Source organism: Actinosynnema sp. NPDC053489, assembly GCF_044544865.1.
Classification (GTDB): domain Bacteria; phylum Actinomycetota; class Actinomycetes; order Mycobacteriales; family Pseudonocardiaceae; genus Actinosynnema.
This window is the reverse complement of the sequence record NZ_JBITXT010000007.1, coordinates 195,330-207,066: the sequence shown is the minus strand read 5'-3', so window position 1 is coordinate 207,066 and position 11,737 is coordinate 195,330. Positions and strand designations below refer to the sequence as shown.

Annotated in this window: 12 protein-coding genes and 1 pseudogene; 5 read left to right on the top strand and 8 right to left on the bottom strand. The window is 73.6% G+C overall.

What is annotated here, in order from left to right; genetic code table 11:
* Window positions 1–4: 4 nt before the first annotated feature.
* Entirely contained in the window at window positions 5–445 is a 441-nt protein-coding gene (locus ACIGNX_RS18180) for a DoxX family protein (protein ID WP_396541411.1), read from the bottom strand.
* A gap of 1 nt (window position 446) precedes the next feature.
* On the bottom strand, window positions 447–2,111 hold the full coding sequence (locus tag ACIGNX_RS18175; RefSeq protein ID WP_396541409.1) for a heme peroxidase family protein: 1,665 nt from the start codon (window positions 2,109–2,111) through the stop codon (window positions 447–449).
* Window positions 2,112–2,366: 255 nt separating this feature from the next.
* On the opposite strand from ACIGNX_RS18175, the gene ACIGNX_RS18170 reads away from it, so the two are divergent.
* The 3 genes and pseudogenes from ACIGNX_RS18170 to ACIGNX_RS18160 all read left to right on the top strand — a co-directional run bounded on the left by ACIGNX_RS18170 (window position 2,367) and on the right by ACIGNX_RS18160 (window position 2,913).
* On the top strand, window positions 2,367–2,534 hold the full coding sequence (locus ACIGNX_RS18170; protein WP_396541407.1) for a hypothetical protein: 168 nt from the start codon (window positions 2,367–2,369) through the stop codon (window positions 2,532–2,534).
* Window positions 2,535–2,662: 128 nt separating this feature from the next.
* Window positions 2,663–2,719 (top strand): annotated as a pseudogene (locus ACIGNX_RS18165) (hypothetical protein); the annotation flags it as partial.
* 38 nt (window positions 2,720–2,757) lie between these two features.
* On the top strand, window positions 2,758–2,913 hold the full coding sequence (locus ACIGNX_RS18160) for a hypothetical protein (RefSeq protein WP_396541950.1): 156 nt from the start codon (window positions 2,758–2,760) through the stop codon (window positions 2,911–2,913).
* On the opposite strand, the gene ACIGNX_RS18155 is transcribed toward ACIGNX_RS18160, so the two are convergent.
* Together ACIGNX_RS18155 and ACIGNX_RS18150 are read right to left on the bottom strand one after the other, a co-directional pair.
* On the bottom strand, window positions 2,883–3,749 hold the full coding sequence (locus ACIGNX_RS18155; RefSeq protein WP_396541405.1) for an SDR family NAD(P)-dependent oxidoreductase: 867 nt from the start codon (window positions 3,747–3,749) through the stop codon (window positions 2,883–2,885). The genes ACIGNX_RS18160 and ACIGNX_RS18155 overlap by 31 nt on opposite strands.
* Window positions 3,750–3,846: 97 nt before the next feature.
* On the bottom strand, window positions 3,847–4,848 hold the full coding sequence (locus ACIGNX_RS18150) for an AraC family transcriptional regulator (protein WP_396541403.1): 1,002 nt from the start codon (window positions 4,846–4,848) through the stop codon (window positions 3,847–3,849).
* Between the two features lie 71 nt (window positions 4,849–4,919).
* On the opposite strand from ACIGNX_RS18150, the gene ACIGNX_RS18145 reads away from it, so the two are divergent.
* Window positions 4,920–6,401 carry a flavin-containing monooxygenase gene (locus ACIGNX_RS18145; protein ID WP_396541401.1) on the top strand — a complete coding sequence of 494 codons (1,482 nt, stop codon included), beginning with the start codon at window positions 4,920–4,922 and terminating at the stop codon, window positions 6,399–6,401.
* Window positions 6,402–6,482: 81 nt separating this feature from the next.
* Here ACIGNX_RS18145 and ACIGNX_RS18140 read toward each other — a convergent pair whose 3' ends face one another.
* The 4 genes from ACIGNX_RS18140 to ACIGNX_RS18125 all read right to left on the bottom strand — a co-directional run bounded on the left by ACIGNX_RS18140 (window position 6,483) and on the right by ACIGNX_RS18125 (window position 10,772).
* Window positions 6,483–7,244, bottom strand: a complete 762-nt coding sequence (locus ACIGNX_RS18140) for an SDR family NAD(P)-dependent oxidoreductase (protein ID WP_396541399.1) — start codon at window positions 7,242–7,244, stop codon at window positions 6,483–6,485.
* A 37-nt stretch (window positions 7,245–7,281) separates the two neighbouring features.
* Window positions 7,282–8,946: a discoidin domain-containing protein gene (locus tag ACIGNX_RS18135; protein WP_396541397.1), complete on the bottom strand. Its 1,665-nt coding sequence runs from the start codon at window positions 8,944–8,946 to the stop codon at window positions 7,282–7,284.
* A 105-nt stretch (window positions 8,947–9,051) separates the two neighbouring features.
* On the bottom strand, window positions 9,052–9,891 hold the full coding sequence (locus ACIGNX_RS18130; protein ID WP_396541395.1) for an alpha/beta fold hydrolase: 840 nt from the start codon (window positions 9,889–9,891) through the stop codon (window positions 9,052–9,054).
* Entirely contained in the window at window positions 9,888–10,772 is an 885-nt protein-coding gene (locus ACIGNX_RS18125) for a DMT family transporter (RefSeq protein WP_396541393.1), read from the bottom strand. Before ACIGNX_RS18125 ends, ACIGNX_RS18130 begins: the two co-directional genes overlap by 4 nt.
* Window positions 10,773–10,842: 70 nt before the next feature.
* Here ACIGNX_RS18125 and ACIGNX_RS18120 point away from each other — a divergent pair, with 70 nt between their 5' ends.
* A complete protein-coding gene (locus ACIGNX_RS18120) occupies window positions 10,843–11,694 on the top strand; it encodes a LysR family transcriptional regulator (protein ID WP_396541391.1) in 852 nt (283 codons plus the stop codon).
* Window positions 11,695–11,737: the final 43 nt, after the last annotated feature.

Sequence of the window (11,737 nt, the reverse complement as noted above, 5' to 3'; positions counted from 1 at the left end):
CCGGCTAGGCCGCCCGCCGTTCCCGGGCCTGGCCGAGCAGCACCAGCGCGGCGCAGATGAGCACCACGTTCTTGAGCACGAACTCGCCGTTGGCGGTCAGCAGCAGGGGGTTGCCCCCGGTCATCACGAGGGCCGGCGCCTGCACGAAGACGACGAACGTCCCCGCCAGGTGGGCCACCACGAGACCCAGGGTCAACCGCGGCAACCGCCCCAGCAGCAGCGCCACCCCCAGCACGACCTCGAACCACCCCAGCGCGGGCACCAGGAGACCCCGGTCCACCCACGGCACGGCGGCGCCGACGAGTTCCGCGACCGGCGACGAGCCGGTCACCTTGAGCAGTCCGAACCAGACGAACACGACACCGATCGAGATCCGCAGCCCCGGCAGGGACCACCGCTCGATCCGGCGCACCGGCGACGTCCGCTCCCCCAAGCGGGCCGTCATGTCAGTCCCCCAGCGGGTTGAGCAGGTCGGCCTTGCCCTCGAACGCGAACAGCAGCAGGTCCGTCATCCGGAACGTCCGCGAGTCCGGCCCGAGCCGCGGCCGCCACGACGGCGACCGCACGATCGACGTGCGGCTGCCCTCCATGGCGCGGTGGAACACCTCGGCCACGATCCGGCCGCCCACCGCGCCCAGCCGACCGCCGTTGAACTCCGCCTCGCGCAGCACGTACAGCCACAGCGGGGTCGCGGCGGTCACCTCGGCCTTCTGCGCGTCGGTCAGCGAGTCCAGCGACGCGCCCTGGTTCCCGGCGAGGACCTGCTCGGCGGTCAGCGGCTCGACCCCGAGGAACTCCGCCATCTGCTGCCCGCTGGCCAGCCGGACCATGTTCGCCCGGGTCAGGTTGCGGAACGCCAGGTTGCGCTGGATCTCCGGCACGGTGGTGCCCCGACCGCCGAACGAGCCCGCCGGGAGCTGGGTCAGCGGGTTGACCAGCAGGCTGTCGACCCGCTTGGTGACGTTCCCGCCGGCCGGGGTCGGCGGCGCGAGGTCCGGCCGATCGGCTTCGGCGAAGTCGTACAGCCTGCGGAAGTCGGCGATCCAGTTGGTCGGCAGCACGTCGAGCGTGCCCGAGTTCGGGTTGTCCAGGTCCGGCAGCTGCGAGCCGGGGTCGAAGTTCCCGGACGTCCCGGTGAAGACGAACAGCAGGAACAGCCGGGCGATGCCACCGGGACCGGTGGAGTTGAACACCCGGTTCCACTGGTACGCGCCGCGGATCATGCTGTGCCCCAACCGGTACGCGGCCACCGAGAACTCCAGCGGCATCGTCGGTCGCAGGCCGTGCGGCGACCGGCCCCGGCCGGGCGCCTCGAAGAAGCGCCGACCGTTGGCGAACACGTCGTCCACGATCGCCGGGTCCACCACGCGGGGCAGGAAGTCGGTGCGCAGCATCCACTGGTAGTGGCGCACCACCTCCTCGCGGGCCGCGGCGAACAGGCGCCCGCCGGTCAGGCCGCGCAGCGCCAGGTCGTCCACGACCCGGTTGTGGAACCGGATGAACGCCAGGTGCGTCTGCGCGACGACGAGGTTCTCGTCGTTGCGCGGGTCCGGGATGAGCGGCCTGCGCCGGTCGGCCCCGGTGGCGCCCGACGCGCCGAACCGCGGCAGGTCGAACCCCTCCAGCGCGACGTTGACCCGCTCGTCCGGGAACGGCACCGGCGCGGTCGTGCCGACCTTGAGCTTCACGCCGTCGGCGGCGTAGAAGGCGCGGTCGTCGCGGTCGCCGGGACCGCGCCCGTACACCGAGTCGAGGTCCAGGGCGGGCGAGCGGCCCTGCACCAGCTCGTCGAGGGTGACGTCCTCGCCGAGCTGCGTCTCGGTGCGGTCCATGGTCAGGTCGTGGTCCACGAACTGGCCGAGGTAGGTGAAGCCCGCCGGGATCGGCGGGTCCGCGGAGTCGAGCTGCGGCACGTCCGCCGTCATGGCGGTGGCCAGGGCGGTCCTGGTCTCCTCGCTCAGCTGGGTCCCCTCCGGGCCCAGCCTGGAGAAGCGGAACCGCCGCAACTCCTCCGCCGTGAGCGGCTGACGGGTCGTCGCCACGCCGTCACGGTCGAATTCCAGCACTCCCTCGCCCACGACGAAGAAGCTGTTGGTGCCGTGCTGCTTCATTGACCCCCCAAGGTCATCATTGCCCGGGATCGCCCCGGGAGGACGAACGCACCCCCTGCGTCGCGCCCCTACTGCACAGGAGCGCGTTGTTGTCCATCAGATACGTGGCTCAATGAACTCGTCCGTTCGGTCGAGTCGACCTCACCGGGAATTCCGCCGGTGGGCACGTGGTGCGGGGTCGGGAGGAATCCGCCTTGACCGTTCCCCTGGGACCGGGCGCAGGCAGTGGGCACGCACGACGAGGGGGGAGAGCACGTGATCGACTACACCGCGCAGAGCCGGTTCACCGACCCCGGCCCGTTCGCCGGGTGGCTGGACGGCGTCGGGCCGGACCTGGCCGGGCCGCGCCGCGCCGCCTCCGGCCTGGTGTTCCACTTCTGGGCGAGGGGGACATCACCGACCACGGCTTCCCGGCGGAGGTGAACCTGCGGTACGCGGCGGACCTGCTCACCCGGCTGCACGAGCTGAACCCCGCGCCGCTGACCGAACCGCGCACGCCCACCGAGCGGGTCGTGGGCCGCTGCCGCGACTTCACGCTGCTGTTCGTGTCCATGGCGCGCCACCACGGCGTGCCCGCGCGGTCCCGGGTGGGGTTCGCCGGTTACCTCGTGCCCGGCTGGTACCTCGACCACGTGGTGGCCGAGGTGTGGGACGGGCGGCGGTGGACGCGCCGGCCGCGACCCTGCGGGACCCCGACGCCGACGTGCGGGCGGCCTTCGACACCGACGCCCACCGCGTGCCGCGGGTCGTCACCTCGTTCGGCCACGTCGCTCAGCGGTCGGTGGAGGTCGTGCTGCGCTGAGCGGCGTTGCGGGCGGCGGCGGGGCTGAGGCGGTTCATCACGGCCAGGTACGAGGTCGGGAAGAGGCGGGCCAGGACGTCGGGCGCGACCGCGCTCCACGCGATCAGCACCCGGCCCTTGCGCCCGGTCACGCCCGCGATGATCCGCTCGGCCGCCTTCTCCGGCGGGTAGGTCAGCAGCTTGGCGAAGCTCGCCCTGCCGCGCGCCGCCTCGGCCTCGTCCACCCCGGCCGCCACCCGCGCGTTCTCCGCGATCCGGGTGCGGATGCCGCCGGGGTGCACGCACGTCACGCCGACACCGCGGTCGGCCAGCTCGTGGCGCAGCGACTCGGTGAACCCGCGCAGGGCGAACTTGCTGGCCGAGTAAGCGGTCTGACCGGGCGGCGCGATGAGCCCGAACAGGCTCGACACGTTGACCACGTGGCTGCCGGGGGAGGCGAGCAACGCCGGCAGGAACAGCCGGGTCAACGCGACCGGGGCGCGGAAGTTCACGTCCACCACCCAGTCGAACTCCTCGGCCGAGACCTGGTCGAACCTGCCGCCCAGCGCGACGCCGGCGTTGTTCACCAGCAGGGTGATCCGCGGTGTCCCGGCCAGCACGCGGGCCGCCAGCCCGTCGAGCCCGGCGACGTCGGACAGGTCCGCCACGAAGGTGCGCACCCGGACGCCCCGGATCGTCGCGGCCACGGCGGCGAGCCGGTCGGCGTCCCGGTCGACCAGCACGAGGTCGCTGCCCCGGCGGGCCAGCCCGCGTGCCAGGTGCTCGCCGATCCCGCCGGCCGCGCCGGTCACCACCGCCGTGCCGCCCGCGAACCGGTAGGGCGTCAGCCGTGCCATCGGACCTCCTCGAAGGGGGGACGGATTGCTGCCAGTGTGGCGCGGCGGGCACGATCGGGCTTGACCGAGGGCGACACGATGCCGGCCGCGCGCGACATCACGAGCCGCGGCGGACGGCGCTGGGCGTCGTGCCCCACCACCGCCGGCAGCAGCGGCTGAGCGCGGACTGCTCGGACAACCCGAGCATCCCGGCGACCTGGCTCATCGGCATGTCGGTCGTGGTCAGGTAGCGCCGGGCGGCCTCGCGGCGCACGTCGTCCAGCACGGCGGCGAACGTCGTGCCCTCGGCGGCCAGCCGGCGCTGCACCGTGCGCGGGTGCAGGTCCACCAGCCGGGCCACCGCGCCCAGCTCCGGCGCGATCGTGCCCAGCGACCGCGCCAGCACGCCGCGGACCCGCGTCGTCGTGGTCGTGCCGTCACCGGCGACCTGCTCGGCCAGGAACGCGAGCGCCAGCCGCCACACCCGCTCGTCACCGCCCGCCAACGGCTGGTGCAGCAGCGCCCGCGGCATCCGCAGCAGCGGCGCGTCCTGCCCGACGTGGACGGCCGCGCCGAAGAACCGCTCGTACACCGCGAGCGGGGCGACCGGCGCGTAGGGCAGCTCCACGCTGCGCAACCCGTACGGGCCGCCCAGCAGGTGCGTGATCGACCGGTGCAGGAAGCCCAGGCCGAGGTCGATCGCCTGCACCGACACCGGCGGGTCCGGCGGCACGCCGTAGTGCAGCGCGGCCAGGTCCGGCGCGCCGTGCGGGTCGTCGACCAGCGACAGGCTCAACGACCGGGCGTGCACGAACAGGTAGCGCGAGGTGCACTCCAGCGCGTCGGCCACGGTGGGGGAGTTGCGGATGGCCAGCGCGAGCGGGCCGAGCATGCCGAAGTCCTGCCGCGCCGCGACGCGCAGCCCGAGGTCGGGGCAGCCCAGGCCCGCGGCGGCCAGCTCCAGCACCGCCGCCACCGCCCGGTCGGACACCAGCAGGTCGTCCACGTCCAGCGCGGCCGGCGGCAGGCCCGCCGCGCGGGCGTAGTCCTCGGCCCGGCCGCCCAGCTCGGCGACCGTCGCCCGGAACCCGCGCAACCCCGCCGAGCGGACCACCGACATGTCGTACAGGGTCAAATAGTTGTCGCGCCCGGTCAAGAGCCGCGTCGAGGCACCGGAGCACACTGGTGCCCATGACCGCTCCCGAGCACCTCGACGTCGTGATCGTGGGCGCCGGACTGTCCGGCGTCGGCGCGGCCTACCGGTTGCGCACCGAGTGCCCCGGCAAGTCCGTGGCGATCCTCGAAGCCCGCGACGCGATGGGCGGGACGTGGGACCTGTTCCGGTACCCGGGCGTCCGGTCGGACTCGGACATGTTCACGCTCGGCTACCCGTTCAAGCCGTGGCGGGAGGCCAAGTCGATCGCCGACGGGCCGTCGATCCTGGGCTACATCCGGGCGACGGCCGAGGAGTTCGGCATCGACCGGCTGGTGCGCTACCGGACCAGGGTCGTGGCCGCCGACTTCTCCACCGCGACGGCGCGCTGGACGGTGACGCTGGCCCGGCGCGGCGAGGACGGCGCGGTCACCGAGAGCCGGATCACCTGCGACTTCCTCTACTCGTGCGCGGGCTACTACGACTACGAGCGGGGGCACGACCCGGTGTTCCCCGGCATCGAGCGGTTCCGCGGCGAGTTCGTGCGGCCGCAGTTCTGGCCGGCGGACCTGGACTACGCGGGCAAGCGGGTGGTCGTGATCGGCAGCGGCGCGACGGCGGTGACGCTCGTGCCGTCGATGGCCGGGACCGCCGCGCACGTCACCATGCTCCAGCGCTCGCCGACGTGGGTCGGCGTGGTGCCCGGCCGCGACAAGCTCGCCGACAAGGTCCGCGAGCTGCTGCCCGCGACCGCCGCGCACCGGCTGATCCGCACCAAGAACATCCTGTTCGGCCTGGCGTTCTACCAGTTCTGCCGTCGTCGGCCGAAGGCGGCGCGCCGGCTGCTCACCAGGCTGTCGACGAAGGCGCTCAAGGACGAGTCCGCCGTCCGCGAGCACTTCACGCCCAGCTACGACCCGTGGGACCAGCGGCTGTGCGCCGTCCCGGACGCGGACCTGTTCCGGGTGCTGCGCGAGGGCCGGGCGTCGGTCGTCACCGACCACGTGGACTCGTTCACGCCCGACGGCATCCGGCTGCGGTCCGGGCGGGTGCTCCCGGCCGACGTCGTGGTCGGCGCGACCGGCCTGCGGCTGCTGGCGCTCGGCGGGATCGCGCCCAGCGTCGACGGGCGGCCGGTGGAGCTGTCCGAGCAGTTCATCTGGCGCGGCGCGATGATCACCGGGCTGCCGAACTTCGCCGTGTGCGTCGGCTACACCAACGCCTCGTGGACGTTGCGGGCCGACCTGACCTCGCGCCTGGTGTGCCGGGTGATCAACCACATGGACCGGCACGGGCACGCGTCCGTGGTGCCGACCCCGGACGGCCCGCTGGCCCGCCGCCCGCTGCTCGACCTCGCCTCCGGTTACATCCAGCGGGCCATCGACGCGTTCCCCCGCCAGGGCGACCGGGGACCGTGGCGGGTGCGGCAGAACTACGTGCTCGACGCGGTCTCCACGCTGCGCGGCGACCTCGCCAAGCACCTCGTCGGCACACCTCGCGCCCACTCCGACACCGCGTGAGTCGAACGCCCGGGTCCCGTGTGTCGAACCTCCGGGACCGGAAGGTTCGACACACGGGACCTGGAGGTTCGACACACGGGATCAGGGGAGGGTGACGCCGGTGAGGTCGGCGCACGCGTCGAGCAGCCGGTCCTGCACCCGCACGTCGTACGCGGCGGGGTTGGCGCGCAGGTCCTCGCGCCACTTGAAGTACCGGCCGGTCACGGTGGCGGCGGGCTCGTCGCTCGTGGCCAGCCACACCTGCGTGTCCGCGCCCCTGGGCAGCTCGTCGGTCGCGTTCGGACCGCCGAGCTTCGTCTTGATCCACCCCGGGTCGACGGCGTTGCTCAGCACGTCGGTCCACCGGCGGGCCACCGCGAACGCCAGCACGACGTCGAGCAGCTTGGAGTCCGAGTACGCCTGCATGCCGTCCCACGGCCCGCGCTCGTGCTGGAGGTCGTCGAGGTCCGCGACGCCCTGCGCCTCCAGCCCCGAGGTCAGGTAGACCAGCCGCCGCGGCCTGGGCATCAGGGCCGTCAGCAGGTACGGCGCCAGCACGTTGACCTGGAACAGCAGCTCCAGGCCGTCCTCGGTCACGGTGCGCCGCGGCAGGCCGCCGCCGAGCCCCGCGTTGTGGACCACCACGTCGAAGGACCCGGCGGCGGCCGCCAGCTCGCGGGTCTGCGCCAGCGACGCGAGGTCGCCGATCACCACGCCGGCCGCGCCGGGCACGACGCCCAGGGCGTCCGCGGCGCGCTCGTCGTCGCGCGCGTGCAGCACCACCCGGTGCCCGAGCGAGACCAGCGTCGCCGCCGTCTCCCGACCGATGCCGTCCGCGGACCCCGTGACCAGAACGCTCGTCATGCGGCGCAGCCTACGGGAGCGCTCCCAAACCCGCGGGTCAGCCGAACACCTGCCAGCGGGCGAGCTGCCCGGCGGGCCAGCCCGTGTTGCCGCTGAACCGCAGCCGCAGGTGCCGCGCGCTCAACCCGGCGGGCAGGGTGACCGCGGCGGAGTTGCCGCTGGCCGGGTCGAACGCGTACCCGGTCGCGGCGAGCACCTGCCCGAACGTCGAACCGTCCGCGCTCGCCTCCACCGCGATGGTCTGGGTGCGCCTGCCCCACGCCGGGTTCGGCGGCAGGCCCAGCACCATCCGCTTCGGCGTGGACACCGCGCCGAGGTCGACCCCGATCCACTGCGGGAACGCGTTGTTGGCGCTCTCCCAGTAGCTGTTGGGGTCGCCGTCCACGGCCAACCAGCTCCCGTAGCCCTGGGTCTGGCTGCTCTGCGACGTGGGCCGGCCCGCCGCCAGGTCGCGCTCCACCGGGGGAGTGTCGGTGAGGACCGGCTTGGTCGGGCGGACGGCCGTCAGCGCGAGCTGACCCTTCAGCATCCGGCCGCCGTCGCCGGTCAGCCGCAGGTAGTAGTCCGACGAGCAGCGCGTGCCGTCCTCGTCCAGCGCCAGGAACCCCGAGCCGACCGGGATGCCCGCCTGCGTCTCCGGGGTCTTGGCGATCTGGTTGGCCTCGTTGTACTCGTCGAACATCGAGACGTAGATGCCCTGCGCGCCCAGCCGGACCATGTTGTAGAACTGCCGCCACATGAAGTCGCCGTGCGCGCGGTGCCGCCGGGACAGGTCGCCGGGCAGCACGCACGGCTGGTAGTCGATGCCCAGCCGGTTGCACTCCGCCTGGTCGGGCGAGTTGACGTTGGCGTAGAAGTTGTCGGCGTCGGCGACGCTGCCGATCCGGCCGACCATCCACGGCGAGATCATGTGGAAGCTGCGGTAGACCTGCGCGAAGCCGGGCCGCGAGTCCTCGACCTCGCGCCGCCAGTGCGTCGGCACGCCGCCGATGAGGTACGCGCCCTGGCCCTTGAACCAGTCGACCACCTCCTGGCACTGCTGCGGAGTGAACGGGCGGCCCGGGTCGTTGAAGCCGAAGCCCCAGAGGCACACGACCGGCTTGCCGTTCTGCCGCGCGTACATCGGCGAGGACGTGTGGGCGCGCATCTTGTTCGTCCAGTCGGCCTTGATCTCCGACTGGAAGTTCGTCCAGTTCGTGACGTCGTACATGATGTAGAACTTCACGCCGTGCGCCTCGGCGGCCCGCCGCACGTGCGCGGTGACGGCGTCGCGGATCGGGCCCTCGCCGCCGGTCGGGTTGAAGCGCTGGAGCGCGGCGGTGTCGCAGCCGTACTCGCGCATCCACCGGAAGTGGACGTCCACGGTGGAGTAGTCGTAGTTGGAGAAGACGGTCGCGGGCCTGCCGTCGCCCAGCGCGCCGAACGCCGTGGCGTACTCGTCCGGGTAGTCGGTCATGTCGGGCCACGCCATGAGCGCGTGGTTGGTCGGCGACGGCGGCTGGCCCCAGTTGTTGCTCCAGTGCCACCAGCCGTCGATCGGCGAGTTGTCGCCGCGGGCCGCGAACCAGCCCTGGTAGCCGACGGTGATCTTGCCGACCACGTCGCCCGGCGGGCTGGCCGCGACCGCCGGGGTCGACGTGGTGGTGGCCAGGGTGGTGGCGGCCAGGGCCGACCCGATGAACGTCCTGCGTGACAGGGACACCGCACGCTCCTTCGTTGGAGGGACGGCATCAGCATGCAAGAAGTGAGCAGCGTCACGCAATATTTTGACAAACCGGGATTCGCTCGGCGGACCGGGACGGGGGCGTCACGCCAGTTCGGCCAGCAGCGCGGCGGCCTGCTCCGGTCGGACCAGGAAGCCCAGGTGGCTGGTGGTGAGGGTGCGCACGTCGAACGGGTTGTCCGGCAGCAGGGCGTCGGCCTCGCGGATGAACCGGTCCTGCAGCTCCACCGGGATGGAGCGGTCGGCCGTCAGCCGCACGTAGGTGTGCGGCAGGGTGGCCCACGCGGCGGGGTCCAGGCGGTCGTCGCCCGCGTCCAGGCCCTCGTCCGGCTCCAGCGTGTTCAGCGCGGCCAGGAACTCCGCGTCCGTGCCGTCGGCGAGCATCGCGGTCTTCAACGTGGCCAGCAGCTCCGGGTCGGCGGTGCGCCAGTTCATCCGCAGCGCGCCCAGCCGCGCCGGGTCTCCCGCCAGCAGGCCGGCGCCGAGGTCGTTCAGCGCGCTCGACGCGTACTCCGGTTCCGCCATGTACCCGGCGGGCGTCAGGTCCACGCAGCACCACGCCGACAGGTGCACGACCCGGTGCAGCAGCTCCGGCACGGCGTTCGCCACGGCCGTCACCGCCATCCCGCCCCGGCTGTGCCCGACCAGCACCACCGGTCCGTGCTCGCCCGCCCGGCGCACGACGTCGACCACGTGCGCGACGGCGTCCGCGTGCGTCGCGCCGGCCAGGGCCGACGGCGCGGCGGCGAGCGCGGCCGAGTCCTGCGGCGCCTGGTAGGCCGTGCTGAACGACGCGGCGAAACCGTGCCCCGGCAGGTCGACGGCGAGCGCGCGGTGGCCGCGCAGGGTCAGCTCGCGCAGCAGGGGCGCCCAGTGGAACGAGCTGCTGTTGGAGCCGGGGACGAAGACGAAGACGGCGGTCATGGAGAGATCTTCACATTCTGGCGCGACCGGGCCAGCAGCACGCCCGCGATCACCACCGCCCCGCCGGCTGCGGTGTGCCACCCCACGTGCTCGCCGAGCAGCACCGCGCCGATCGCCGTCGACCACAGCGGCGTGACGTAGGTGACCGTGGACGCCGCCGCGGGCCCCGCCGCGCGGATCAGGTCGAGGTTCAGCACGTACGCGAACCCGGTGCCCAACGCGCCCAGCACCAGCAGCGCGGCCACCGCCGACCACCCCGGCCAGGACGGCGGACCGGCCCACGCGGGCGCGATCAGCAGCAGTTGCAGCGTCGCGCACGTGACCTGCACGGCCGACAACGCGCTCGCGCCGTGCCCACCGCCGGAGAAGAACCGCCGGGTGCAGGCGAACCCCGCGCCGTAGCACGCGGTGGCGGCCAGGCAGGCGAGCCCGCCTTCGAGCAGGTGCCCCTCCAGCCCCCGCCACGCGCCCAGCACCACGAGCACGCCCGTGAAACCGACCAGCAGCCCGGCGAGCCGGGTGCCGGTCACCCGCTCACCGGGCACCACCAGCAGCGCGAACACCAGCGTGGTCAACGGCGTGGTGGCGTTGAAGAGCCCCGCCAGGACCGAACCGACCAGCGCCTCCCCGTGGGCGAACAACGTGAACGGGGCCGCGTTCAGCAGCACCGCGACCACCGCCGCGTGCCCCCACGTGCGGCGGTCCCGCGGCACGGCCGCGCCCCGCGCCAGGCAGACCGCCCACAGGGCGAGCGCGCCGAACAGGCAGCGCGCCGCCGCCACCCACACCGGTGGCACGCCGGCGTCCACCGCCACCTTGATCAACGCGAAGCTGCCGCCCCAGATCGCCGACAGCAGCACGAACTTCCCGGAGGTCTGCACCGGGGCAGGATCGTCCCGCCTGCGATGATGAGTCCAACAAGTGACCTCCTCCGACCCATGAGAGCCGTTCATGGCACTGAACCTCGCGCAGCTCCGCGCGTTCCTCGCCGTCGTGGACGAGGGCGGTTTCGGCACGGCCGCCGAGGCGCTGGGCATCACCCAGTCCGCCGTCTCGCACGCCGTGGCCGCGCTGGAGCGCACGCTCGGCCACCCCGTGCTGGTTCGGAGGGGCAGGCCGCGGCCCACCGCGTTCGGCGAGGGCGTCCTGGCGCACGCCCGCACCGCCGTGGCCGCCGCCGCGGCGATCACCGACCTGGCCGCGCGGCGTGGTGGCGCGGTCCGGGGCACGGTGCGGCTCGCCGCGCCCCCGACGGTGTGCCAGGGGCTCCTGCCGGAGCTGCTGACCCGCTGGGAGGCGGAGTTCCCCCACGTGAAGGTGCGGGTGTTCGAGGGCGAGGACGACGAGGTGGCCGAGTGGCTGGCCGACGGCACGGTGGAGGTCGCGGTTGTCGTCGACCCGCCACCCCGGCCGGGGGTGCTGGTCGGGGAGGACGCGTTCCACGCGCTGGTGCGCGCCGACCACCCGCTGGCCGGGGTGGCCGAGGTGCACGTGGCGGACCTGGCCGACGACCCGTTCCTGCTCTCCCGGGGCGGCTGCGAGCGGCACGTGCGGCAGGTGCACGCGGGCGTGCCGTTCGACCCGCTGCACCGGGTGCGCGAGCTGGGCACGCTGCTGGCGATGGTGCGGGCCGGGGTCGGCGTCTCGATCGTGCCCGGCCTGGTCGCGTCGATGGCACCGCCGGGGCTCGCGCTGGTGCCGGTGCTGCCGAGGGTGGTGCGCCGGCTGGTCCTGAGCGGCCCGGTCGGGCGCGAGTGGCACCCGGCGGTCACCGCGCTGGTCGACTCGCTGCGCCCGCTGTGACCGCGGCCCGAGTTTGAGCACCCCCGGTCGGGCAACTCCCGGG